Origin of the sequence: Xanthobacter sp. NM-25 (genome assembly GCF_022138605.1) — a bacterium.
GTDB lineage: Bacteria > Pseudomonadota > Alphaproteobacteria > Rhizobiales > Xanthobacteraceae > Xanthobacter.
The window spans coordinates 75216-100511 of the sequence record NZ_JACBFS010000001.1 but is presented as its reverse complement, the minus strand read 5'-3'; the positions used below and the strand labels follow the sequence as shown (position 1 = coordinate 100511).

General features: G+C 67.1%; 19 protein-coding genes and 1 tRNA gene. 13 read left to right on the top strand and 7 right to left on the bottom strand.

The features are described 5' to 3' along the window. Positions 1–125: 125 nt before the first annotated feature. The 4 genes from MEU52_RS00475 (at position 126) to MEU52_RS00460 (ending at position 3578) form a co-directional block, all read left to right on the top strand. Positions 126–839: a glutathione S-transferase N-terminal domain-containing protein gene (locus MEU52_RS00475; protein WP_238121921.1), complete on the top strand. Its 714-nt coding sequence runs from the start codon at positions 126–128 to the stop codon at positions 837–839. Between the two features lie 148 nt (positions 840–987). Next, positions 988–3036: a tetratricopeptide repeat protein gene (locus MEU52_RS00470; RefSeq protein WP_238121922.1), complete on the top strand. Its 2049-nt coding sequence runs from the start codon at positions 988–990 to the stop codon at positions 3034–3036. 5 nt (positions 3037–3041) lie between these two features. Next, on the top strand, positions 3042–3476 hold the full coding sequence (locus tag MEU52_RS00465) for a DUF6165 family protein (RefSeq protein ID WP_238121923.1): 435 nt from the start codon (positions 3042–3044) through the stop codon (positions 3474–3476). 10 nt (positions 3477–3486) lie between these two features. After that, positions 3487–3578 (top strand) — tRNA-Ser (locus MEU52_RS00460). Positions 3579–3867: 289 nt separating this feature from the next. On the opposite strand, the gene MEU52_RS00455 is transcribed toward MEU52_RS00460, so the two are convergent. Continuing rightward, positions 3868–4617: an SDR family oxidoreductase gene (locus tag MEU52_RS00455; protein WP_238121924.1), complete on the bottom strand. Its 750-nt coding sequence runs from the start codon at positions 4615–4617 to the stop codon at positions 3868–3870. 146 nt (positions 4618–4763) lie between these two features. Continuing rightward, the gene (locus MEU52_RS00450; protein WP_238121925.1) at positions 4764–5705 is read right to left on the bottom strand and encodes a helix-turn-helix domain-containing protein; all 942 of its coding nucleotides are present in this window, start codon (positions 5703–5705) and stop codon (positions 4764–4766) included. A 1068-nt stretch (positions 5706–6773) separates the two neighbouring features. Here MEU52_RS00450 and MEU52_RS00445 point away from each other — a divergent pair. The 4 genes from MEU52_RS00445 to MEU52_RS00430 all read left to right on the top strand — a co-directional run bounded on the left by MEU52_RS00445 (position 6774) and on the right by MEU52_RS00430 (position 13084). Then, complete coding sequence (locus MEU52_RS00445) at positions 6774–8114, top strand: porin (protein WP_238121926.1); 1341 nt, start codon at positions 6774–6776, stop codon at positions 8112–8114. A 384-nt stretch (positions 8115–8498) separates the two neighbouring features. After that, positions 8499–9794 (top strand): porin, encoded by a 1296-nt coding sequence (locus tag MEU52_RS00440; protein ID WP_238121927.1) that lies wholly within the window; start codon positions 8499–8501, stop codon positions 9792–9794. A gap of 265 nt (positions 9795–10059) precedes the next feature. Further along, positions 10060–12237, top strand: coding sequence for an OmpA family protein (locus MEU52_RS00435; RefSeq protein WP_238121928.1), 2178 nt, complete (start codon positions 10060–10062; stop codon positions 12235–12237). 100 nt (positions 12238–12337) lie between these two features. Continuing rightward, positions 12338–13084, top strand: a complete 747-nt coding sequence (locus MEU52_RS00430) for a hypothetical protein (RefSeq protein ID WP_238121929.1) — start codon at positions 12338–12340, stop codon at positions 13082–13084. 561 nt (positions 13085–13645) lie between these two features. Here MEU52_RS00430 and MEU52_RS00425 read toward each other — a convergent pair. Then, positions 13646–15916: a lytic transglycosylase domain-containing protein gene (locus MEU52_RS00425; RefSeq protein WP_238121930.1), complete on the bottom strand. Its 2271-nt coding sequence runs from the start codon at positions 15914–15916 to the stop codon at positions 13646–13648. Positions 15917–16252: 336 nt separating this feature from the next. On the opposite strand from MEU52_RS00425, the gene dapA reads away from it, so the two are divergent. The 3 genes from dapA to MEU52_RS00410 all read left to right on the top strand — a co-directional run bounded on the left by dapA (position 16253) and on the right by MEU52_RS00410 (position 18347). Next, positions 16253–17152 carry a 4-hydroxy-tetrahydrodipicolinate synthase gene (gene dapA, locus MEU52_RS00420; RefSeq protein WP_273546213.1) on the top strand — a complete coding sequence of 300 codons (900 nt, stop codon included), beginning with the start codon at positions 16253–16255 and terminating at the stop codon, positions 17150–17152. Between the two features lie 79 nt (positions 17153–17231). Beyond that, positions 17232–17708: an SsrA-binding protein SmpB gene (gene smpB / locus MEU52_RS00415; protein WP_238121931.1), complete on the top strand. Its 477-nt coding sequence runs from the start codon at positions 17232–17234 to the stop codon at positions 17706–17708. Between the two features lie 54 nt (positions 17709–17762). Continuing rightward, positions 17763–18347: a peroxiredoxin gene (locus MEU52_RS00410; protein WP_238121932.1), complete on the top strand. Its 585-nt coding sequence runs from the start codon at positions 17763–17765 to the stop codon at positions 18345–18347. A 6-nt stretch (positions 18348–18353) separates the two neighbouring features. Here MEU52_RS00410 and MEU52_RS00405 read toward each other — a convergent pair whose 3' ends face one another. Continuing rightward, positions 18354–18995: a uracil-DNA glycosylase gene (locus MEU52_RS00405; protein WP_238122039.1), complete on the bottom strand. Its 642-nt coding sequence runs from the start codon at positions 18993–18995 to the stop codon at positions 18354–18356. 20 nt (positions 18996–19015) lie between these two features. Further along, entirely contained in the window at positions 19016–19624 is a 609-nt protein-coding gene (locus MEU52_RS00400; protein WP_238121933.1) for a LabA-like NYN domain-containing protein, read from the bottom strand. Between the two features lie 203 nt (positions 19625–19827). On the opposite strand from MEU52_RS00400, the gene rpoZ reads away from it, so the two are divergent. Then, a complete protein-coding gene (rpoZ, locus tag MEU52_RS00395; protein ID WP_238121934.1) occupies positions 19828–20214 on the top strand; it encodes a DNA-directed RNA polymerase subunit omega in 387 nt (128 codons plus the stop codon). A gap of 69 nt (positions 20215–20283) precedes the next feature. Here the strand turns inward: rpoZ and MEU52_RS00390 are convergent, their stop codons facing one another. Together MEU52_RS00390 and rimO are read right to left on the bottom strand one after the other, a co-directional pair. After that, positions 20284–21330, bottom strand: a complete 1047-nt coding sequence (locus MEU52_RS00390; protein ID WP_238122040.1) for an aldo/keto reductase — start codon at positions 21328–21330, stop codon at positions 20284–20286. Between the two features lie 124 nt (positions 21331–21454). After that, entirely contained in the window at positions 21455–22798 is a 1344-nt protein-coding gene (gene rimO / locus MEU52_RS00385) for a 30S ribosomal protein S12 methylthiotransferase RimO (RefSeq protein ID WP_238121935.1), read from the bottom strand. Between the two features lie 309 nt (positions 22799–23107). Between rimO and MEU52_RS00380 the strand changes: the two genes are divergently transcribed. After that, entirely contained in the window at positions 23108–25249 is a 2142-nt protein-coding gene (locus MEU52_RS00380; protein WP_238121936.1) for a sodium-translocating pyrophosphatase, read from the top strand. The last annotated feature ends 47 nt before the right edge of the window (positions 25250–25296 follow it).

Sequence of the window (25296 nt, the reverse complement as noted above, 5' to 3'; positions counted from 1 at the left end):
TGGGGCAGGGTGCAGCCGCTGGCGGCCCCAACCGGGCCGCTCTTGCCGAGCGGCGCCGGGGTGGCTACGTCTAGCCACGCGGCCGCCATAATCGGCCAGAACCACAGCGTTTCGGGGAGCGATTCATGGCACAGGCCCAGGTCAAGCCCATCGAATTCTATTATTGGCCCACGCCGAACGGATGGAAGATCTCCATCATGCTGGAGGAGTGCGGGCTTCCCTACGATGTGCGACTGGTGAACATCGGCAAGGGTGACCAGTTCAAGCCGGAATTCCTCGCCATTTCCCCGAACAACAAGATGCCGGCGATCGTCGATCCGGAGGGGCCGGATGGCGCGCCCATCTCGGTGTTCGAATCGGGCGCCATTCTGCAGTACCTCGGCCGCAAGACCGGCATGTTCTATCCCACCGAGGAGCGGGCGCGGGTCGAGGTGGAGCAGTGGCTGTTCTGGCAGATGGGCGGGCTCGGGCCCATGGCCGGCCAGGCGCATCATTTCCGCATCTATGCGCCGGAGAAGATTCCCTATGCCATCGAGCGCTACACCAACGAGGTGCACCGCCTTTATGGCGTGATGAACACACGCCTCAAGGATCGGGACTATCTGGCCGGGGCCTATTCCATCGCCGACATCGCCTGCGTCGGCTGGACCAAGTCCTGGGAGAAGCAGGGCCAGAACATCGAGGAATTCCCCTATCTCAAGGGGTGGCTGGAGCGGGTGATGGCGCGGCCGGCGGTGCAGCGCGGCCTGTCCGTCAATGTGGAGCAGCGCGCGCAGCTCGATCTCGCCAAGGACAAGGACGCGCAATCGGTGCTGTTCGGGCAGCGGGCGCGCAGCTGAGGCGCGCCCGGGGTTGGTTGTGGCGGTGAACCGGCGGCACCACAGCACTCTTGCGCATTTTGCGGGGGCCAGGGCGTTCCCTCCAACCCTGAGGTGCTCTAAGACAGGCGTCGACCGGCATTGACGCCAGGCCAGGAGCCGCCCGCCCATGTCCCACGATGCACGCGCCGCGTTCAGTCGGGCGACTGAACTGCATCGTCAGGGCAAGCTCGATGACGCCATCGAGATCTATCGCCGTCTCAATCGCAGCCAGCCCGCCTTCGAGGTGCAGCGCCTGCTGGTCTTCGCCCTTCTGCAGGCGGGGCGGAGCAAGGAAGCTCTGGCGGCGGCGCGGCGCGCCCGCGAGAGCTATCCCGGTGAGGCCGATGCCTTCGTGCTGCTGGGGGCCGCGCTGCAGGCCAATCGGGCGCTGGAGGAGGCGCTGGCCGCCTATGAGGCGGCAGCGCAGCGCGCCCCCGACCTCGGCGAGGCCCATTACCTGGCGGGCAAGCTGCTGAGCCTGCTGGGGCGCCAGGGGGAGGCTATCGCCCGGTTCGACCGGGTGCTGGCGCTCGATCCCCGCGCCACCGAAGCCCTTGCCTACCGCGCCGCGGCCTTGCTCCACGTGGGCGCGCAGGCGCGCGCGCTCGCCGATTACGAAGCCTTGACCGCCATGCAGCCGTGGCATCCCGAGCACCGCCTCGGTCTGGCGGAGGTGCTGCTGCGGGCTGGTCGCTTCACCGATGCGGTGGCGCAGGCCGACGAGGCCCTGCGCTCGCCGTCCGTCGCCGCGGAAGCGCATCTGTTCCGCGGCCGTGGCCTACTGGGCCTGGGGCAGTGCGCCGCCGCCCGCAGCGCGTTCGAGGCCGCGGTGGCGCTGGCGCCGGGAGAACTGGCCTGGCGGGCGGATCTGTCGCGCCTCGCCCGGGTGGAGGGGGCGCCACGGGAGGCGCTCTCCATCTGCAACGCCGCCATCGCCCTCGATCCCCATTGTGTGCCGCTGCTGGCAGAGCGGGCAGAGGCGCGCCGCGATCTCGGCGAGGGCGATGGCGCCCTGGCCGATGCCCGTGCTGCCATCGCCCTCGACCCGGGCTTTGCGCCGGCGCAGGTCACCCTGGCCATGCTCGAGGCGGATTTCGGCCGGCGACCGCAGGCGAACGCCGCCCTCGCCGCCGCCGTGGCAGCCGATCCCTCCGATCCGCAGGTGCGCTATCTCGCGGCGGCGGAGCATCTGGCCCACGGGCGCTGGAGCGCCGGCTGGGCCGATTATGAGAGCCGCGTGGCCCTGGTGCCGCCGTCCTTCCGTCCCCTGGGCTTTGCCCGCTGGGATGGGGTGGAGCCGGTGGATGAGCTGATCGTGCTCGGCGAGCAGGGGCTCGGGGATCACCTCATGTTCGGGCGGCTGCTGCGGCTGCTGGCCGATCGCGGCCTGCGGGTCCGCTGGCTGGTGGCGCCCCGCCACGTGGCGCTGCTGCGCCGCATTGATGCGCGCGTGTCGGTGGTCAGCGATCTTGACGGACTGGACCTCGCCGCTCCCGGCCTGCGCTGGGTGCCGATGGGGAGCCTGCCCGGCCTGATCGCGCCCGACCCCGCCACCTGGCCCAAGCCGCCCTATCTCACCGCCGATCCGGAACGGGTGGCGCACTGGCGCACCCTGGGATGTGATCCCGCGCCGCCGCCCGCCGAGACGGAGGGGGATGGCCCCGCCGAGGCGCCTGAGCCGGTGCCGGAGCCGGTCCGGTTCCGCATCGGCATCTGCTGGCAGGGCAATCCCTCGCCCCTGGTGGATGTGGGGCGCTCGGTGCCGCTCGCCGCCTTTGCCCCGCTGGCGCAGATGGAGGGGGTGGAACTGGTGTGCCTGCAATGGGGCCCCGGCCTGGAGCAACTGGCGCAGGTGCCGTTCGCCGACCGGGTGCTGCGTCTGCCCGAGGGCCGCGACGCCGATGGCAGTTTCGTCGACACGGCGGGGGTGCTGCAGCATCTCGATCTGGTGATCACCTGCGACACATCCATGAGCCATCTGGCCGGCGCCCGGGGGCGGCTCACCTTCGTTCTGTTGCGCGCGGTGCCGGAATGGCGGTGGGGGCTGGGCGACGCGCACACTGTGTTCTATCCGCACCTGCGGTTGTTTCCTCAGCAGCGGGCCGGGGACTGGAGCGAGGTCTTCACTCGCGTGGTGGCGGCGACGCGCCCGCTGGTGACCGCCAAGGAGGGCTGAGGTCCATGTCTGATCCGCTCATCCTGGCGCCCATCTCGGTGGGGGAGCTGTTCGACAAGATCTCGATTCTGCAGCTGAAGGCCGCGCACATGGCGCAGGCCGCCCAGCAGGCCCATGTGCTGCACGAGCTGGCAGAGCTGACCGCCTTGCAGCGCCAGCATGGCCTCGAGGGCGCCTTCACGGATCTCGCCGCGGCGCTGCTGCAGGTGAACCGGCAATTGTGGGCGGTGGAGGACGAATTGCGTGCGATGGAGCGCGACGGCCGCTTCGATTCGCATTTCGTGGCGGCGGCGCGCTCAGTCTATCGCCTGAACGATCAGCGCTCGGAGCTGAAGCGGCGGATCAACCTTTTGTCCGGCTCACAGATCGTGGAAGAGAAGTCGTATTTCGGTCAGGAAGGCGCCGAGGCGCCTTGCAAATGCGACCCGGGTTCGGCATAGGAGGGGGGCCGGAGACGTGGCCGAGAGGCTGAAGGCACTCGTTTGCTAAATGAGCAGACCCCCAAAAGGGTCTCGAGGGTTCGAATCCCTCCGTCTCCGCCACTCTATCTGCCTTATGTAGCTGGTGTTTGTGAGAAGTTTCCTCCCGGGCAAATGCGTGCTCCGGCATCTGCCCCAGCGCTATCGCCGGCTTTCGGCGGATATGTGCGGCTGAGCTGCCCCCTGGTCGATTCGGCATGCTCTTGGAGAACGTCGACTCTCACGGGTGAGCTGGTTCAAACCAAGCGGCCTCCGGCGAACCCGAGGCCGTTCAGGTCCTTCCTTCATGGGGCAACTTCCCGCTCATCCGCCGTCCCGTTTGGAGCGGGAAGGCGGATGGCAGATGATGGCATTACCAGCTCTGATCGACCGGAAGGACGAAGAGTTCGGCCACATTGACATGGGCCGGCGCCTGAGCCGCGAACAGGATGGTTCCGGCAATGTCGGCGCCTTGCAGGAAGGTCATCTGCTTTGCGAGGTCATCCATCTGCTGACGGTATCCCGCATCGGTGATCTGCTCGTAAAGCTCGGTGGCCACTGCGCCGGGCTGGATGCAGGTGACGCGAATGTTGTGCTTCTCGCCGATCTCCATGCGAAGGCCGTCGGAAAAGGCGGTCACCGCATGTTTCGTCGCACAATAGACCGATAGGCCCTTGAAGACCTTGCGGCCGGCGATCGAGGACGTGTTGAAGATGTGGCCGGAATGCTGCTGGATCATCTGCGGCAGAACGGCTGCTGTCGTGTTCAGAAGACCTTTTACATTGACGTCGACCATGCGAAGCCACTCGGATGTCTTGAGTTGGTCGATGTCGGAAAGTGGCATCAGGCCGGCATTGTTGAAGAGGATGTCGATCGCGCCATAAGCATCGACCAGCTTCTTGACGCCGGCTTCGACGGAAGCCGGATCGACGACATCCATCGCGATGACCAGGGCCTCGCCTCCCTTCTTCGCGATATCGGCCTTCAGCTCTTCCAGCCGATCGGTGCGCCTCGCCGCGAGGCCGACCTTCACGCCGGCTTCGGCAAGCGCAAGCGCCGTTGCCGCGCCAATGCCGCTCGACGCGCCGGTCACCAGCGCGACCTTGCCATTGATGTCCGTCATGACCTGTCTCCTTGTTGCTTGCGAGACCGCTCCAAAGCTGGAGAAGGGCTCGCTTTCGACAAGAAGAAGCCTAGAGGGCCAAGGCTCTTCTCTCTCTTGGGCCTTTGCCAGGGCTGTCGGGATTTTGCTGTATTCGTGCGGTCTGGTCAGATGCCCGAGCGGGCTCCGCGATAGTCGCTTGGCGAAAGACCCGTTTCGCGGCGGAAAATCTGTGCGAAATGACTGGGGCTCGAGTAACCCACGGCCAAGCTGATTTCGATGATACTGGCGTCCGTTTCCTGCAGAAGTTGCTGCGCCTTGGTCACCCGCCGCCGAATGAAATAGCGCGAAGGGGGAAGGCCTGTCGCTCTCTTAAACAATCGGCTGAAATGGAATGCGCTGAGACCGACGTCGCGCGCCAGGCGGCCGAGGTCGAGCGGCTCGTCCAGCCGGTCCTCCATGGAGGCGATGGCGCGGCGGAGCTTTGCACCGGGCAGCACACTTTGCCCGCGCGTGTCGCCATCGACGATGGCGTAGTGACGCACGAGATGGACGGCGAGGCTCTGTGCCAGCCCTTCGACATAAAGCGGGCTTGCTCCGGCATCGGTTGTCAGTTCTCCGTGGAGAAGGCTCAGGATCTGCGAGAGCGTCGCGTCATGGCTGCCGGAGACCTCTTTCAGTGTCACGTTTGCGCTGTCCTTGCCGTGCATTGCTTTGGCAACGCGCGCAAACAGCGGCAGGGAGACATAGAGGTGCATGACGCGGAAGGGCTGACCTCGCTCGGCTTGCCAGCGCATTTCATAAGGTGTCGACGAGCGGGTGAGAAAGAAGTCGCCCAACGCCACGCGGCTTGCCATCCAGTCGCCGCCAAGCTCTCGTTCTTCGACTATGGCGCTCCCGGACATGACCCAGACGATCATCGGTTCCGCGACGGCGGGAACCAGAAAAGGCGCCTGAACCTGATTGTGAGCGAACACCTGTAGGAAGACGTCAGTCCAGGCCGGCCCATCGCCGCTCAAGAGCATTGTCCCACTGATGTAGGATTGAAGCCCAACCGGGGACGTCCGCTCTGGCACGGCAGACGGTATCGATGATTGGCCCCGGGCCATGGTCACCTTCCTCTCGCATCGTGCAGGTGGCTGGCCTTGCTCCGCACAAATGACACGGAGGTAACCATGTCCTTCAGCCTTACAGAGCATGGAATTCTGAACGGCGGCGGCGACATGGGACTCTTACCATCGCCATGTGGACGAGTCGCGGTGCATCGATGTGCGGTCAGGCACGCGGCAGCGCCCCCGGATGCTTGGAGATGACAGGCGCCCGTCGCGCGTCACGCATCTCCATGTGATGCGCGCTAAGACCGTGATGCGCGCCAAGGGCGAGCTCGTCTGCATCGACCGCAAGGAGGTTGGGCGGCGGTGGGGCGTCAGCCGACGGGCGAGCCGCTGACGGAAGGCGCATCAGGCGGAACATCTGCCTGCTATCGCCAAGCTCCGCCACATGCGGCCGTACGAGACCGGCTGTGGCCGCCAGCCTGGCGGGCGAGGACCGCGTGTGCCTCTTGATCACCGCGACTGAGACATCATGCTTGCGGCGCTGCCGTCTCGCGCCTCGCCCAACGCGACGGGGGAGGGAGCTGATGAGAATCCGTCCGGCACCGTTCTTCCGCGATTTGTGGCGAAGCGGGCGAATCCTGACCGCAGGCGCGCCTCAGGGGCCCGGCGGTGCGGTTATCAAATACCGCTGCGCCGCGGGCGTGGGGGCGTGCGCTGAACCAGCCTGGCGGCCCCGCATCCCCCGCAGCGCCTTGAATCGCACCGACTGGCGATCCGTGTCGCGCGACAGAAAATGATTTATTAACAATTGATTAAGGGGAGGCGGGTGAAGGGCGGCAAGGTATTCAGGTAGGCGCTCACAAATACGTGCTCTTCTTGCAACACCTATCTGAAAACCACCCCTCAGGGCCCGAGTTTGGTGCTGTTCTGATTGATCACGCTTCCGCCTTTTGTATGTTGGCTTTGCGACGAAGGGGGGCAGTCCCCGGTCGACCACCGCGGGTTGAAGCCACGGAACATGGCGCAGTGCGTAGGTGGTAATCGGGGCAAGAACCTCTCAATGGTGCAGTCGCACCGGCGAAGCGGCACTCGCTCCCTCGGATTAAACTTTTGGAGGTCACGATGAAGATGGTGAAGAGCCTTCTCCTCGGCAGCGCGGCGGGTCTCGTCGCGGTGGCTGGAGCCCACGCCGCCGACCTGCCTGTCAAGGCGAAGGCGGTCGAGTATGTGAAGGTCTGCGCTGCGTATGGCGCTGGCTACTTCTACATCCCCGGCACCGACACCTGCCTCAAGATCGGCGGCTATGCCCGTTTCGATACCTATTTCAACGCGACGGGTACCTTCAACCCGATGATCACCGGCGGTACCTATACCGACCGCACCAGCGACGTGATCATGCGTGCTCGTGGCGTGTTCGACATGGACGCCCGCACTCAGACCGAGTACGGCACCCTGCGTTCGTACGTGCGGTTCGGCATCAACAGCACCACTGACACCACCGCCAATGCCACTGGCAACGGTGAGTCTCAGGGCATCTACTTCGAGCGCGCGTTCATCCAGTTCGCGGGCCTGACCGCCGGTTATACGTCGTCGTTCTTCGACTCCGGCATGAACTTCATGTACACCACCCCGTACACGAAGTCGGACAAGTGGACGAACCTCATCGGCTACACCGCTGAGTTCGGCAACGGCTTCTCGGCGACCATCGCCCTCGAAGACAACGCTTCCCGTTCCACCTACGGTGGCTACTGGACCGCTCCTGCTCCGGATGATGCCGCTGGCGGCACCCAGATCCCCGACATCGTCGGCAACCTGCGCCTGAGCCAGGCTTGGGGTACCGCTCAGCTGTCCGCGGCTGCGCACCAGATGCGTGTCGCTCTCGGCGGCATCGACATGTACGAGTCGTCTAACGACCAGTGGGGTTGGGCGATCCAGGGTGTCCTCGAGTTCAAGCTGCCCATGCTGGCCGCTGGCGACTCGATCTTCTTCACCGCTGCCTATGCTGACGGCGCCCTCAACTATGTGGGTCTGTCCGGCTCCTCCACCGGCACCTCGCAGGCCCTCGGTCGTGTGAACGGCTACGGCACCGGCGATGCGCTGTATCGTCTGGCTGACGCCGTGTCCGACGCTTTCGGCAGCTACTCGACCTCGACCGCTTGGTCGGTGTCCGGTCAGTTCCGTCACTTCTGGACCCCCGGCCTGCGTTCGGCCGTCTATGCCGGCTACGCCAGCGTCGACGCTCCCGACTCCGCCTTCGCGACCGCCAACGGCTATCTCGACGTTGACGTGTGGCAGGTGGGTGCGAACACCATCTGGTCGCCGGTGAAGAACCTCGATATCGGCGCGGAAGTGCTGTACTCGAAGATCGACGGCAGCCTGCCCTACAACACCGCTGCGGCTCCCGGTTACGGTGGCTCCACCGACCTGTGGTCGGGTGGTGTCCGCGTCCAGCGGAACTTCTGATCATCGCTTAAGCGTTGATGGAGAGGGTCCCGGCGAATATCGCCGGGACCCTTTTTCTTTGCTGCAGCATCAAAAGTCTCTTGTTTGGGAGATATGCGATGCAGTTTTGCTGCTGCTACACTTTAGAACGCTGCAATAGTGGCGGCGTACCTATTCCTTTTCAGTCCGACGTGTCTCACAATCGCAAATGAAGACGGTTCGCGTGGCCCGTTAGGGGCTGGCTCGGTGTCTCTCGAGTCGCCGGCGGTGGGCGCGTTCGGACGCAGGGCAGCAGTTCAGCTCCGGTCACCGCAGGAGTTTTCACCGCAGAGGTGATTTCCGACTTGCTGTTGCCCGGGGGATATGCCATTTCGGCAATTGATATAATGTATCATGGGGGTTCCGATGACCATTTGTGTTTCACGTCGCTTGCTGTCCAACGGGGTGGGGCGCCTTGCGCTGGGCATCGCTGCGACGGGTTTCATGGGGTCCGCGGCTCTGGCTGCTGATCTGCCCTACACCACCAAGGCGGCGCCGGCCTATGTGAAGCAGTGCCTCGCCATGGGTGAGGGATTTCTCTACATTCCGGGCACCGACACCTGCCTGCGCGTTGGCGGCTATGTGTGGGCGGAAGGCTATTACAACACCTATTCCAACTATCTGGCGACCAACAACGACAGCTATTCCATCGCCACGGCCGGCGTGATCATGGATGCCCGGACCGCCACGGAATATGGCGTGTTGCGTTCCTATATCGATGCGCGCTTCAAGTGGCGCACGTCCGACGCGTGGTCCGACGGGCCCAATTCGAGCGAAATCCAGCTGTGGGACGCCTATGTTCAGTTTGCCGGCCTGACCGCCGGTCACACCCAGTCGTTCTTCGATTTCTATGCGAACGCCAACGTCCTGGGTACCGATCCGGCGACCGTCGGTTCGGACACGCGGCTGAACATGGTGGCCTACACGGCCGAGTTCGGGCAGGGCTTCAGCGCCACGCTGTCGCTGGAAGATTCGGCCGAGCGCGGCGCGGGTGTGCTGATTCAGGATCCGGCGCTGCCGGGTGCCCTGGACAGCTATCAGGCGGGTTGGCAGGTGCCGGATATCGTCGGCAACCTGAAGTATGAGGGCCAGTGGGGCACGGTCCAGCTCTCCGGTGCGCTGCATCAGGTGCGCGCCCTGACGGTGCTCAACACCCTGTCGTCCGAAGACAGCTGGGGCTATGCGCTGCAGGCGGGCGTGATGTTCAACCTGCCCACTCTGGGTGAGGGCGACACGCTCTATCTGCAGGCGGCTTATGCCGATGGCGCCATGTCCTATCTCGGCATTCAGGATGCTAGCGGCGAGTATGCCGCGCCGGATGCGTTCATCGGCGTGGGTGGTCTCACCAAGGTCAGCGGCTGGAACGTCACGGCCTCGCTGCTGCACAATTGGAACGCCAAGTGGAGCACCGCGGTGTTCGGTGGCTACGCCTCTTATGACTTCGACGACGCACTGGTGCAGGCCATGTATGGCAGCTCGGGCGGCGTGAACGGCAACGTGGGTGGCTATATCGGCTTCACCCCGGTCAAGAATCTCATGATCGCGCTCCAGTACGACTGGAACTACAACAAGGCGAACGACTACGTGGCGACCGGCTATGGTCCGAGCCGCGGTTCGGTGGACGCCAGCGAGGTTCTGCTGATCGCCACGCGCGATTTCTGAGTCTGACCTCTGGTCAGCCAAGAGCGGGCCCCTTCGGGGGCCCGTTTTCGTTTTTGCGCATGGAAGAACACAGGGGGACGCCGGGGGCGGCGCCAGCTGGACACCACAGAGGCGGGGAGGGTTCGCCACACGGGCGTGTTCGGGCTTTCGGAACCGCCGTCAAATGTGCTGAACTCCGCACGCGAATGGATGAGCGGGCGGGGGACGAGAGGCGATGGCCGGTGCTGCGTCGGGCGGCAAGACGGAGGGTGGAGGGCGCGAGGGATTGTCGAATCACCATGGAACGGTCGGCCCGCGGCGGCGCGGCTGGCGCCCTTGGGTGCTGGTGGCCGGGGTGGCGGCCTGGGCGGTGCTCGCCGCCTTCACCCTGCTGACAGCGCGCGGGCCCATCGAGGCGGATCTCACCCAGAGCGCGGAAGCGGTGCTGGCGCGCAGCGGCGAATCCTGGGCGCGCGCCCGGTTCGAGGGGCGCGACGCGACCCTCGAGGGCGAGTCGCTGGCGGAAGAGGCGCGGGTGAAGGTGCGCACCTCGCTGGAAACCATGTTCGGCGTGCGCACCGTGCGCGATGCCACGACCCTGTTGCCGGAGCGCCGACCCTTCACGTTCAGCGCGGTGAAAGACGGCCGCAAGCTGGCCCTCGATGGCTATGTGCCATCGCGCTATGTGCTGGCGCGCATTCTCGCTGCCGCAAAGGCATCGGGAGATGTGGTGTCGGGGCAGGAACGCCTGGTACGCGCGCGGGGGGCCCCGCCCGGGGATTTCGCCGCCTTGGTCACCTTTGGCCTGGAGCAGCTGAACCGCTTGCCATCGGGGCGCATCACCCTGTCCGATGGCGCCATCGCCATTGAGGGGCGGGCGCCGGATCTTGCCACTTATGATGCCTTGGCCGCCACCATGCGCGGGCCGCTGCCGCAGGGCATGACGCTCGCGCGCTTCGCGGTGCGGCCGCCGGTGGCCTCGCCCTTCTTCTGGTCGGCGAGCCGGGAGGGGGAGATGGTGCGGGTCACCGGCTATGTGCCCTCGGAGGAAGCGGGGGCGGAAGTGGCCAGCGTGCTGGCGGCCGCCCTGCCAGGGGTGAAGATTCGCGACGACGCACGGCTCGCCGATGGTGCGCCGAGCACAGATCTCTGGCTCAAGGCCGTGCGCTATGTGGGCCGGGTGCTGGCCGAAGCGCCCGAGCTGCGGGCAAGCCTGTCCGACAGCGCCATCTCCATCGAGGGACAGGCGCCGACCTTCAAGGCGTTCGATGCCCTGTCCGCCCTGCGGCGCACGCCGCCGGAGGGCTTCCAGGTGACCCGCTTCGCGGTGGAGCCGCCCCGCGCGGTGCCGTTCACCTGGAGCGTCGAGCGCACGGCGGATGCGGTGCGCCTCACCGGCTACATTCCCTCGGACGAGGCCCGGCGTCTGTTGCAGGATGCGGTGCGCAGCGCCTTTCCCGGCGTGCCCGTGCAGGATGAAATGCGGGTCGCGACCGGGGGGCCCGCCCCCGATGTGTGGGGCGCTCAGGCGAATTTCGCGGTGGCCCAGCTCGCCAAGCTGCGCAGCGGCACGGCAGACGTGAGCGGCACGAAACTCTCGCTTTCTGGCGAGGCCATGGATTCGGCGGCGTTCGTTTCGGTGATGAAGGCAGTGGCGGCGACGCCCGGCAGCTTCTCGGTCAACACCGCCAAGCTCGAGCCGCCGCGCATCTCGCCTTACGTCTTCGCGGTGCGGCGGGATCGCGACGGCCTCACGGTTTCGGGCTTCTACCCGGATGATAAGGCCCATGCCGCGCTGCAGGTTGCGCTGGAGCGGGACTTTCTGAAGGAGAAGGTGAACGATCTTTCGGCCGTCGGCGGTGGCGCGCCGGCGGGCTTTCTGCCCGCCGCGCTCACCGGGCTCGCCCAGCTGGCCCGCATGGGTAATGGCGAGCTGACCCTTACCGATACGCAACTGCGCCTCACCGGCGCGGCGCTGCGGGGGGCAGCCGCGCGCGAGATCGAGGAGGATCTCAAGCGTGGCCTCAAGCCGCCGTTCAGCGCCGAGACTGCCCTCGATGTGGCAGTGCCGGGCCCCCTCGTGGGAGCGCAGGAGTGCCAGGCCCTGCTGTCGGAGCTCATGGGGCGCGGCACCATTCTGTTCGATACCGGCAGCGCGCGGATCGACCGGCAGAGCGTCGGCATTCTGGATCACCTGATCTATGTGCTGCAACGCTGCCCCTCCACGGTGGTGGAAATCGGCGGCCATACGGATACGGTGGGTGACGAGGCCACCAACCAACGCCTGTCGGAAGCCCGAGCGCAGGCGGTGGCCAATGTCCTGGCAGAGGCGGGCATCGCCCGCGAGCGCCTCGCGGCCATCGGCTATGGGGCGACGCGGCCTGTGGCGGCAAACGACACGGAGGCTGGGCGGGCGCAGAACCGCCGCATCGCCTTCGTGGTGAAGGAGGGGCACGCGCCATGATCTATCTTGCGCTGTCCTTGTGGCCACATCTTCTCGTTGCGTTCATCATCGGAGTGGTGACAGGCTATGCCTTGAAGCGGCGGCGATCGGGAGGCGCGCGGTGACGGCTTTCAACGTAGATGTGCTGATCCTGCTGGCGGGGGCCTTTCTGCTCGGCCTGATTGCCGGCTGGTGGCTGCGGCAGGCGCGCCCGCCACGGGAAGAGGCGCTGCCCGGCGGCTCCAGCGCATCCACGGAGCCGAAGCCCGAGGATGCTCCACCGATTCCGCCACCCGCCCCAACGGTGGCTCAGGATGACCGTCCGGTCGAGACGCTCGCCCCGGCCGCAGCCGCCGAAGCGCCGGCAGAGCCGGCCACGGGCGCCGGCCCTTCAGCGCTGCCGGGTGAGCCGGACAAGGCGGATGATCTGGCGGCGGCCGCCGCCGCGCGCACGGCGGATCTGTTCGGGCATCTGCTGACCGGCGGCGCGCCGGCCAGGCGGGCCAACCCTCCGGCTTCACCGGCGCCGCCCGGCGGGAGCGCTGGCGCCGCGGCCACTGCGGCCCATCCCGGGAGCAAGCCGCCGATCCTGGCCGCGCCTGAGGGCACCGCCGACGATCTCAAGCAGCTCAAGGGAATCGGCCCGCAGAATGAGCAGAGGTTGAACGCCCTCGGCATTTATCACTTCCGCCAGATCGCCGCCTGGACGCCGGAGCAGGTGGCGTGGGTGGGCAGCTATCTCGCCTTTCCCGGCCGGATCGAACGCGAGAACTGGATCGACCAGGCCCGCGCCCTGGCGGGGGAGGGCGCGCCCGGGCCGTCGGCGCCGACCGCCTCCTCGCCCGGCGCGACGGACGACGCGGTCTGAACGAAGGGCAGGCCCGGCTTCGGCCCCCGGCTTGGCACTGGAAAGCCCCCTGGGGTTCACTGGGTGTGCCGTTGCCGTTCGCTAAATGCCTGATGTCCGGCCGCACCTGCCAGGGTGCGGCGGGGGCCGGTATGCTGCACGACTTAAGGCGCCATGGCCAATCGCGGTGACGCGATCAGGGCAAGGTGCCGGCGGCTGAATCGCGCCCACGGCCCATCCACCGCGGCACTGCACGTGCCGGGGCGGTGATCGCCGAGAGGGGATTTCATGCGTGCGGACCCCCGTGGCGCAGGGCGTTGAGATGGTAACCGGCGCGCAGGCTCCCGGCCGCGCGCGTTCCCGCCCTGTGGCCCGGTTCACGTCCAGCCACCATCCGCCGGTTCCATCGCCTGCACCCGGCGCTATCGCCTTCGCGCCACCATGTCGCGCGGGGTCATCACCGTGTCCTGAAGCGGGCGTGGTGCGGGGCAGGGCATCCATCTTGCGCGCAGCGGCGCTCATGGTGACGGCCAGGAAAGGGCCTCCGCCCGCCTTGGGGCGGCGTGCGAGGGCCTGCGCGGTTCAGCGGCCGCTGCCGCGCAGGTCCGCTTCCATCTGCAGCTTCGAGGGAATGTTGAAGCGCACCTTGTAGGCTTGGTAATTCTCCATCACCCGCTGCACGTAGTTGCGCGTTTCGGAGAAGGGGATCAGCTCCACCCAGTCCACCACGTCCACATTGGGGTCGCGAGGGTCGCCATAGCGCTGGATCCACTTGGCGACATTGCCGCGCCCGGCGTTGTAGGCGGCGAACACCAGCACATAATTGCCGTCGTACTGATCCACCAGCTCGCCCAGCTCGGCCGCGCCGAACTGGACATTGTAGGACTGATCGCTCATCAGCCGCGCTTCGCTGAAGGAGGCGCCGGTGACCTTGGCCACCTGCCGGCCGGCCGCCGGGGTCACCTGCATGAGGCCCATGGCCTTGGCGCTGGACAGGGTGCGCGGGTTGAACTGGCTTTCCTGCCGGGCCACCGCATAAACGGCGGCCTTGTCCACCGGATGGCCGATGGCCGTGTAATTGGGCAGGCCGAAGGTGGGGAACGCCTCCCGCTCCAGCGGGTGGCCCTCGGCCATGGCTTCCTTGCCCACCACCAGGGCGCCGCGGGCATCGCCATTGGATTCGGCAAGGTTGGCGAGCAGCGCCAGCTGGCCCGAATCCTCCAGCCGCCAGGCCAGGTCGTAATAGATGGTGATGGGGATTTCGCGCTCGCCGATGGCGTAGAGCATGCGGATGGCCTTCACCGGCTCCAGGCGGGAGAAGGTGTTGCGGTCGTTGAACGAGACATCGGCCGTGCGCAGCACCACCGGCGACATGCCGAGCCGGGTGCGGGCCAGCTGCCCATAATAGGTGGCGGGATAGCGCGCCGCCTGCTCATATGCCGCGCGGGCGCGCCCGCTGTCGCCCATGGCTTCGGCCGCCCGAGCCTGCCAGTAGGCGGCGCGGGACAAGGTGATGGGGTGCTTCTGGCCGTGGCCGATGCGGGCGAAATGGGCGGCGGCCGTCTGCGGGTCCCGCAGGAAGCGCAGCGCGATCCAGCCGGCGGTGAACTGCTGTTCGGCGCGGTAGTTGTCCGCCTTGGGGGCGACCCCCGTGGCGGCCACTTTGTAGGCGGTTTGCGGATCTCCCGCATCCAGCAGCTCGCGGGTTACCAGGCGCCGCTCGATCCACCATTCGTCCGGGTCCGCATTGGCCTCGGGGGCGGAGGCGCCGGACAGCAGGGCGCGGGCGGCATCGCTGGGCTTGTCGGCCCGGCGCAGCAATTGCGCCTTGGCGAACAGATAGGCCGGGTCGCTGTTCAGGGTGAAAGGCACGTTGGCCAGCAGCTTGTCGCCATTGGACTCGCGGCGGGCGATGGCCAGGCGCGCCTTGGTCAGGGCCACGACGTCGGAGCCGGCGCGCGCGGCGGCGCGCAGGGCGCGGTCGGTGTCCGGCTTGTAGCTGAAGCGGTCGGCGCGCAGCTTGTGGTCGGTGCGGGTCAGGACGGACCCGAACTCCTCCATGATCTGCTTTTCAAACAGCTCGTTGAGGTCGTCCTCGCGCCACGCCTCGCGCACCCAGTCCACCGCGTCCTTGCGGTCGCCGGAGGCGATGAGGGCACGGGCCAGTGCCACCTTGCCCTCGCCGGTCAGCGGCGGCTGGTCGGCGAAGAAGGCGCGGGTCCGCTCCGGGCCACGATTCTCCTGGTAGAGCACCCGCTCGGCACGCCGGCGCAGGGTGGATTGGGTCGGCCAGCCGGGATTGGCGCGCAGGAATTCGGAGACGTTCTCGAAGCCGAGGTCATTGGGCGCATGGCGGATCACCAGCCAGGTGACGAGGTTGCGCGCCACCGGATCATCGAGCTGGCGGGCGGCCGACATGGCTTCGCTGGCGCGCCCGTTGCGGGCGGCGCTCACGGCCGCACGCAGGGTGCCGAGCTCCCCGGAGGGAATGGAGGACGATGTGGCCAGCGCCGGCGCGGCCGGCGCCGGCGTCGGCGCACGCGGCGGGGCCACATGGGCGACGGTGCTGCGCGAGCCGCTCTTGCTGCTGGTCTTGCTGCCGCTCTCGTGCTTGGCGGTGCTCTTCGTGGATTTGGAGCTGGTGGATTTGGTGGACTTGCTGCTGCTGGCCACCGGCTTCGGCTGCGGCTTGGGCGCCGGCTTCGCGTGGGTGCTGCTGGTCTTGGAGCTTTTGGCGGCGGCGGGTTTGGCGGTCGGCGTGGGGGCCGTTCCCTGCGCCGCATACGCGGCACCAGCCAGGGCGACGGAGATCGCCAGGGCGCTCGCGGAGATCAGGCTCGAGAAGGGCGACATTCGGGGTCCTCGCGTTGCGGGGCGCGCTTCGGGTTTGGCCGCCATGTTGGGCGAGGGGCCTTGACGAAACCCTAACCAGACCCGCACGTCTGGCTTGCGCGTGTTCCGTGTGCCTCACCTTGGGTGTGCAACTTGATCTGAGATCGCGGCAAAAGCGCGGCTGGCGAGGTTGTGGGCGCGAAGGCCTTTCCGGAACGCTCGCAACAGGCTATGGGATGCGATCCACGCTGGTGCGGAGCGCCACCCGCCCAGGGTGTCGCTGGTGTCATCACGATGCCGTCATTCCGGTCCAATCGCGTGTCGCAACCCAGAACGTTAGGAAGCAAGGCGCCCGCCATGTCGCCCATCCCGTCCCCGTCGCCCTTCCGCGGCTCCTTCACCGCCCTCGTCACCCCGTTTCGCGATGGGGCGGTGGACGAGAAAGCGTTTCGCGACTTCGTGGACTGGCAGATCGCCGAGGGCTCCCATGGCCTGGTTCCGGTCGGCACCACGGGCGAGAGCCCGACCCTGACCCATGACGAGCACAACCAAGTGGTGGCCTGGGCGGTGGAGCAGGCGGCTGGCCGCGTGCCGGTCATCGCCGGTGCCGGCTCCAACAACACCGCCGAAGCCATCGCCCTCGGCCGCCATGCGGAGAAGGTGGGCGCCAGCGCCCTGCTGGTGGTGGTGCCTTATTACAACAAGCCCAGCCAGGAGGGCCTGTACCACCACTTCAAGGCTGTCGCCGACGCCGTGAGCCTGCCCATCTTCATCTACAACATTCCCGGCCGCTCGGTGGTGGACATGTCGGTGGAGACCATGGCCCGCCTGTTCGAGATCAAGAACATCGTGGGCGTGAAGGATGCCACCGCCTCCATGGCGCGGGTGTCGCTGCAGCGGCAGGTGCTCGGGGCGGACTTCGTCCAGCTCTCGGGCGAGGATGCCACCGCGCTCGGTTTCATGGCCCATGGCGGTGCGGGCTGCATCTCGGTGACCGCCAATGTGGCGCCGCGGCTGTGCGCGCAGTTCCAGAATGCCTGCCTCAATGGCGACTTCAAGACTGCGCTCGCCATTCAGGACAAGCTGATGCCGCTGCATTCGGCGCTGTTCGTGGAGACCAACCCAACCCCCACCAAATATGCCCTGACCCTGCTGGGCAAGATGACAGACGAGGTCCGTCTGCCGCTGGTGCCGGTGTCGGAGCCCACCAAGGCGGTGGTGCATTCGGCCATGGTCCACGCCGGCCTCATCAACTGAACACACGGGCGCCAGCCTGCGGGCTGGCGCCCCCTCATGCCGCTTGTGCCGGCGGCATCCGAAGGCCACATTCCCTGTCATGAGCGACAATAAGAAAGACGCCCCCCGCAAGGTGGCCGCCGAGAACCGGCGGGCCCGGTTCGACTTTGCCATCGAGGAAGTGTTCGAGGCCGGGGTGTCCCTCACCGGCACCGAGGTGAAGAGCCTGCGCACCGGCAAGGCCACCATCGCCGAGAGCTACGCCGCCCAGAAGAATGGCGAGATGTGGCTCTTTAACGCCTACATTCCCGAATATCTGGAAGCCAACCGCTTCAACCACGAGACGCGCCGACCCCGCAAATTGCTGCTGCACAAGCGGCAGATCGCCAAGCTCGGCAATGCGGTGGAGCGCGAGGGCATGACCGTGGTGCCGCTGAAGATCTATTTCAACGAGCGCGGCCGGGCCAAGGTGGAGATCGCCTTGGCCAAGGGGCGCAAGAGCCACGATAAGCGCGAGGCGCTGAAGGAGCGCTCGTGGGCCCGCGACAAGGCGCGGCTCATGCGCGAGCGCGGCTGATTCACCTGTTCCGGGCCGGCGCCTGGCGCGGCCCCACCAGTGCGGAGAGGGGCCATGGCCGAGTATCAGACGCTGCCGGATGACTTGCCCGCGCCCCAGGACGATGGCGCCGCCGATCACCTGCCGGGGCTCGAACTGCCCATCATCGGCCTGCCGGCCACCAATGGCGAGCGGGTGGACCTGTCCTCCCTCACCGGCCGGGCGGTGGTCTATGTCTATCCGCGCACCGGGGTGCCGGGCGAGCCCCTGCCGGATGGCTGGGATGCCATTCCCGGCGCGCGCGGCTGCACGCCCCAGTCGTGCGCCTTCCGCGATCACTATGCGGCACTGAAGGCGGTGGGCGTGGAGCATGTGTTCGGCCTTTCGGTGCAGGACACGCCCTATCAGGCCGAGGTGGTGGAGCGGCTGGAGCTGCCGTTCCCGCTCCTGTCCGATCATCGCCGGGAGTTCGCCCAGGCGGTCCGGCTGCCCACGTTCGAGGTGGATGGCGCGGTGTTGTTGAAGCGCATCACCCTCATCATCGACGAAGGGGCCATCTCCCACGTCTTCTATCCGGTGTTCCCGCCGGACGAGAATGCGGCCCAGGTGCTGGCGCATCTGCAGGCCCGCGCCGCCGCGCGGGACGAAGGGGAAGAATAGGACGCCTCAGCGCGCCGGGGTGGCCAGGAACGCGCGCACGTCCTGGAATACGGCGCGGAACATGGCCGGTGTCAGCACACCCGTATTGGTGTTGTAGCGCGAGCAATGATAGCTCGCGAACACCCTGAGGCCGGCGATGTCGCCGCTGACGCCGTGGCCGAACTTGAGGTGTGAAGCCCGGGCGCCGAGCGCCGCCAGGGTGGAATCGTGGGCGATCTTGCCCAGGGTCACCACTGCGCGCAGATGCGGCATGCCGGTGAACAGGGGCGTGAGGAAGCGCCGGCAGGTGCGGATCTCTTCTGTCGTCGGCTTGTTCTGTGGCGGCACGCAACGCACCGCGTTGACAATGCGGGCATCCTGCAGCGCCAGCCCATCGTCGGGTCGGGCATCGTAATGGCCGGTGGCGAAGCCGAAGTCCAGCAGCGTCGCATAGAGCAGGTCGCCGGCATAATCGCCGGTGAAGGGCCGCCCGGTGCGGTTGGCGCCGCGCAGGCCGGGGGCGAGGCCGACGATGAGCAGCCGCGCGTCCTTCGGTCCGAACGTGGGCACGGGCGCATTGAACCAGCCCGGTTCCGCCGCCCGCCAGTCGTCACGAAAGCCGGCAAGGCGAGGGCAGAGCGGGCAGTCGCCCGCGGGCTCCACCTCCAGAACGCGCGCCATGGGACCGCTCAGCAATTGTCGCTGTCGGTGCCCGCGGTGGCGCCACGCCGCTCCAGGAATCGGGGCGTCTCCTGCATGCGGCCCTGCCGCTCGGAGGGGTCGCGACCAATCTTGGGTTGCAGTTCCACGAGGTCGATGAAGACATCCGCCTGGCGGCGCAGATCGTCGGCGATGAGCGGCGGCTGGGTGGAGATGGTGGACACCACCGACACCCGGATGCCCTTGCGCTGCAAGGCTTCCACCAGGGAGCGGAAGTCGCCGTCGCCGGAGAACAGCACGATGTGATCCACGTGCTCGGCGAGCTCCATGGCATCCACGGCGATCTCGATGTCCATGTTGCCGCGCACCCGCCGGCGCCCCTGGGCGTCGGTAAATTCGCGGGCGAGCTTGGTCACCACCGAATAGCCGTTGTAGTCCAGCCAATCGAGCAGAGGACGAATGGAGGAATACTCCTGATCCTCGATCAGGGTGGTATAATAGAACGCTCGCAGAAGATAGCCCCGGCTCTGGAACTCCTTCAGCAGCCGCTTGTAATCAATGTCGAAGCCGAGCGCCTTGGTTGCCGAGTACAGATTTGCGCCATCAATCAGAAGAGCGATCTTTTCAAGGCCCTGCATAAAATTTCCGCCGGTCGAAAGGGATGGGCGTAACGCTGGAACGGCTGTAACCCGCACCGTCCGCTGCCTTTCTCCGACGAAGCCCGGTCCAACGCAAGCGAAAAAGGCACCCTCGGCTTGCCCAGAGGTTCGATTTGTTGTATCGACCCGCTCTTCCCAGGCTTATGATCCAGCGCGTTTGCGCATGAGGGAGTGCCGAGCCCATGGCCCGCGTCACGGTTGAAGATTGCATCGACAAGGTAGACAACCGGTTTGAACTGGTGCTGCTCGCCGCCCACCGCGCCCGGATGATCTCCTCGGGCAGCCAGATCACCATCGATCGTGACAACGACAAGAACCCGGTGGTGGCGCTGCGCGAGATCGCCGACGAAACGGTGAGCCCCGAGGATCTCAAGGAAGATCTGATCCACTCGCTGCAGAAATACACCGAGGTGGATGAGCCCGAGCCCGAGGCCGCGCCCATGATCGCGTCCGGCGAAGGTGGGGGCGACGACAGCGACGTCATGCTCGACCGCATGACCGAGGAGGAGCTCCTCGCGGGCCTGCAGGGCCTGGTCCCGCCCGAGCATTCGGACGACGACGAGGGCTGAGCCCCGCCGTTTGGCCGCACCGCAAGATGCGAGAACGCCCGCTCGGTCCCCCGAGCGGGCGTTCGTGTTTCAGGGGGCCGGATTGCCGTGGATCTGGTGCAGCGCGTCGATGCGGGCCAGCACGTCGGCGCTCAGGGGCGTGAGGGCGCCGGCGAGGCAGGCCTCGAGCTGGGCCATGCTGGTGGCGCCGATGAGGGTGGCGGTGACGAACGGACGCGAGGTGACGAAGGCCTGCGCCAGCGCCACCGGGGTCAGGCCCATTTCGGCGGCGAGCTTAAGATAGGCGTCGATGGCCGCCTCGGTGCCCGGCTTCTCATAGCGCTGGCCGCGATCGAACAGGGTGCTGCGCGCCCCCGCCGGCCGTGCGCCCCGCTGGTATTTGCCGGTGAGGTAGCCCTGGCCCAGGGGCGAATAGGCGAGCAGGCCCACCCCCTCGCGGGCGTGGAACTCGGCCAGCCCTTCCTCATAGGTCCGGTTGATGAGGTTGTAGGCGTTCTGCACCGAGACCACCCGCGGGCCGATTCCCGCATCGGCGGCGCGCAGGAAGGCGTGGAGCCCCCAGGCTGTTTCGTTGGACAGGCCGATGTGGCGCACCTTGCCGCTCTTCACCAGCTCGGCCAGGGCGGCCAGAGTGTCCTCGATGGGCACTTCAGCGCCGTCGCCGGGCGCGCGGGCGGGCGCCGCATTGCCGAAGATCGGCACGGCGCGATCGGGCCAGTGGAGCTGGTAGAGGTCGAGATAATCGGTCTGAAGGCGCTGCAGCGAGCCGTCGATGGCGGCGCGGATGTTGGCGGCGTCGAGGCGCGGCCTCGCGCCGTCGGCGCGATACCAGGTGTTGGTGGTGGGGCCCACCGCCTTGGAGGCCAGCACCACCTTGTCGCGATTGCCGCGCGCCTTCAGCCAGGTGCCGATGATGCGCTCGGTGGAGCCCTGGGTCTCCCGTCGCGGCGGAATGGAATAGAGTTCGGCCGTATCAATGAAATTGATGCCGTGATCCAGCGCATAATCGAGCTGGGCATGGCCTTCGGCCTCGGTATTCTGCTGGCCGAAGGTCATGGTTCCGAGGGCGACAGACGACACCTTGATGTCGGTGCGCCCGAGCGGGCGATACTCCAGCATGGAGGGCTCCGGGAGATCTGTGCGGATCTTGAGGCGCGGGCCAGGACGCGCGCGCCGGTGAGGGCCCTCAACATAGGCACCCCAAGCCCCTCTTGCGAGAGGGCCATCGCCGGCAAATCGGTCAGAAGCCGACGGCCGTTCCGGAGAGGTCGTAGGGGCCGGCGGCCTCGATCTTCACGGTGGCGATCTCGCCCACCCGCAGCGGCCGGCGCGACGCCACCTTCACCGTGCCGTCAATGTCCGGCGCATCACCCTTGGTGCGGCCGATGGCGCCGGTGGGCGTCACCGCATCGATGATCACCTGCTGGCGGGTGCCCACCTTGCGCTTCAGCCGGCGGGCGGAAACCTTCTGCTGGGTGCGCATGAAGCGATCATAGCGCTCGGCTTTCACCTCGTCGGGCACCGGATTGTCGAGGCCGTTGGCCACCGCGCCCGCCACCGGCTCGAACTTGAAGGCGCCGGCGCGGTCGATCTCCGCTTCCTCCATGAAGTCCAGCAGCTCCTGGAACTCGGCCTCGGTCTCGCCGGGGAAGCCGACGATGAAGGTGGAGCGCAAGGTGAGGTCCGGCACCGCGCTGCGCCACGCCTGGATGCGGGCCAGCGTCTTCTCCTGGGAGGCCGGGCGCTTCATCCGCCGCAGCACCGTAGGGCTTGCATGCTGGAAGGGAATATCGAGATAGGGCAGCACCTTGCCGGCCGCCATCAGCTCCATCACCGCGTCCACATGGGGGTAGGGATAGACATAGTGCAGGCGCACCCAGGCGCCGAGATCCGCCAGCGCGGCGGCCAGGTCCAGGAAGCGGGTGGCCACTTCCTTCTCGCCCTCGGCGCCCTTCCACAGGCTCGGCGCATAGCGCAGGTCCTGGCCATAGGCGGAGGTGTCCTGGGAGATGACCAGTAGCTCCTTCACGCCGGCTTTCACCAGCTTCTCCGCCTCGCGCAGCACCTCGCCGGCCGGGCGGGAGACGAGATCACCGCGCAGCTTGGGGATGATACAGAAGGTGCAGCGGTTGGAGCAGCCCTCCGAGATCTTCAGATAGGCATAGTGGCGCGGGGTGAGCTTCACCCCCTGGTCGGGCACCAGATCGAGGAAGGGATCGTGCTTGGGCGGCACCGCTTCGTGCACGGCGGCCAGCACGCTCTCATATTGCTGCGGCCCGGTGACGGCGAGCACGCCGGGATGGGCGGCGGTGATCTGCTCGGGCTCGGCACCCATGCAGCCGGTGACCACCACCTTGCCATTCTCCGCCAGCGCCTCACCGATGGCCGAGAGGCTTTCCGCCTTGGCGCTGTCGAGGAAGCCGCAGGTGTTGACGATGACGAGATCGGCCCCCGCATGGGTCTTGGTGAGCTCATAGCCCTCCGCCCTGAGGCGCGTGACGATGCGCTCTGAATCCACCAGCGCCTTGGGGCAGCCGAGGGAGACGAAGGAGATGCGGGGCGACTTCAGCGCGGTCTCGACCATGATGCGCGGGGACTTCTTCGGCTGTTGGGAGCAGGCCGCAGGGGTTAGGGGAGCAATGCTCTCCCGTCAATCCCGGCCGGCGCCGGCGGGGTAGCGAAAGGGCCGGGCGTTTTTGAGGCGGAAGCGGGTCGCTCGGTGCGGTGGGCTGAATGTTCTCGTCGCCCCCGCCTTCCCGTGCCTCTGCCGCACTGCAGCGCTCCGGCTCGCGGTTCTGCCGCAGCGCGCGGCTGGTCCCTTGCCGGGTGTCGTCAATCCTCTCACACTCTCAGGTATAAGAATGACGACTCTGAAAACGCTGGGGAGAGGCTCATGCTGGCACTGCTGCTCATCATCGCCTGCGGCCTGTTGGCGGTCGCCTATGGAATCTGGGCCATCCGCAGCCTGATGGAGGCGGATGCCGGCAGCGCCCGCATGCAGGAAATCGCTGCCGCCATTGCCGAGGGGGCGCAGGCCTATCTCAAGCGCCAGTATCTCACCATCGGCGTGGTGGGCGTCGTCATCTTCGTCCTGGTGGGCGTGTTCCTGGGCTGGCTGGTGGCGGCGGGCTTCGCCATCGGCGCCATTCTGTCGGCGCTCGCCGGCTTCATCGGCATGAATGTGTCGGTGCGGGCCAATGTGCGCACCGCCCAGGCGGCCACCCTCTCCCTGGCCCGGGGGCTCGATCTCGCCTTCAAGGCTGGCGCCGTCACCGGGCTTCTGGTGGCGGGCCTCGCCTTGCTCGGGGTCTCCGCCTATTTCCTGGTGCTCACCCAGCTGCTCGGCTTTGCCCCCAACGCCCGGGTGGTGGTGGATGCGCTGGTGGCGCTGGGCTTCGGCGCCTCGCTCATCTCCATCTTCGCTCGGCTCGGCGGCGGCATCTTCACCAAGGGCGCCGACGTGGGCGGCGATCTGGTCGGCAAGGTGGAAGCCGGCATTCCGGAGGATGATCCGCGCAACCCCGCCACCATCGCCGACAACGTGGGCGACAATGTCGGCGACTGCGCCGGCATGGCGGCCGACCTGTTCGAGACCTATGCGGTGACGGTGGTGGCCACCATGGTGCTCGCCGCCATCTTCTTCGCCGCCACCCCGGCCACCCTGCACACCTTGCAGCTCTATCCGCTGGCCATCGGCGCGGTGTGCATCCTCACCTCCATCGCCGGCACCTTCTTCGTGAAGCTCGGGCCCACCTCCTCCATCATGGGGGCGCTCTATCGCGGCCTCTTGGCCACCGCCGGCCTCTCGGTGTTGGCTCTGGCGCTGGTGACCTGGCTGCTGCCCGGCTTCGGGCCCATCGACGGAGCCAGCTTCTCGGGCACCGCGCTGTTCGTGTGCGGCATCGTCGGCCTGCTGGTCACTGCGGCCATCGTCGTCATCACCGAATATTATACGGGCACCGGCTATCGGCCGGTCCGCTCCATCGCCCAGGCCTCGGTCACCGGGCATGGCACCAACATCATCCAGGGGCTTGCCGTGTCGCTGGAGGCGACGGCGCTGCCCACCCTTGTCATCATCGCCGGCATCCTGGCGGCCTATGGGCTGGCCGGCCTGTTCGGCATCGCCATCGCCGCCACCACCATGCTGGCGCTGGCGGGCATGATCGTGGCCCTCGATGCGTTCGGCCCGGTCACCGACAACGCCGGCGGCATCGCCGAGATGGCTGGCCTGCCCAAGGAAGTGCGCCAGTCCACCGATGCGCTGGATGCGGTGGGCAACACCACCAAGGCCGTCACCAAGGGCTATGCCATCGGCTCCGCCGGCCTTGGTGCCCTGGTGCTGTTCGCGGCCTATAACCAGGACCTGAAATACTTCATCTCCCAGGCCGCCGAGGGCACCTATTTCTTCGGCGTCACGCCCAATTTCTCCCTCGATAACCCTTATGTGGTGGTGGGCCTGCTGTTCGGCGGGCTGCTGCCCTATCTGTTCGGCGCCATGGGCATGACGGCGGTGGGCCGGGCCGCGGGGGCCATCGTGGAGGAGGTGCGGCGCCAGTTCCGCGAGAAGCCGGGCATCATGGCCGGCAGCGAGAAGCCGGATTATTCCCGCGCCGTGGACATGCTCACGGTCGCCGCCATCAAGGAGATGATCCTCCCCTCGCTGCTGCCGGTGCTGTCGCCCATCGTCTGCTATTTCGTCATCTATGCGGTGGCGGGCGGCGGGGTGGCCGGCAAATCGGCGGCCTTCTCGGCGGTAGGGGCCATGCTGCTCGGCGTCATCGTCACCGGCCTGTTCGTGGCCATCTCCATGACCTCCGGCGGCGGCGCCTGGGACAATGCCAAGAAGTCGTTCGAGGATGGCTTCGTGGATAAGGACGGGGTGCGCCACTACAAGGGCTCGGAGGCGCACAAGGCCTCGGTGACCGGCGATACGGTGGGCGACCCCTACAAGGACACGGCGGGACCCGCCGTGAACCCCATGATCAAGATCACCAACATCGTCGCTCTGCTGCTGCTGGCGGTGCTGGGCCACTGAGGGCGCGCCAGCCGCGAAGGGGGACGACGGGCCCCGCGGGGTTGTTC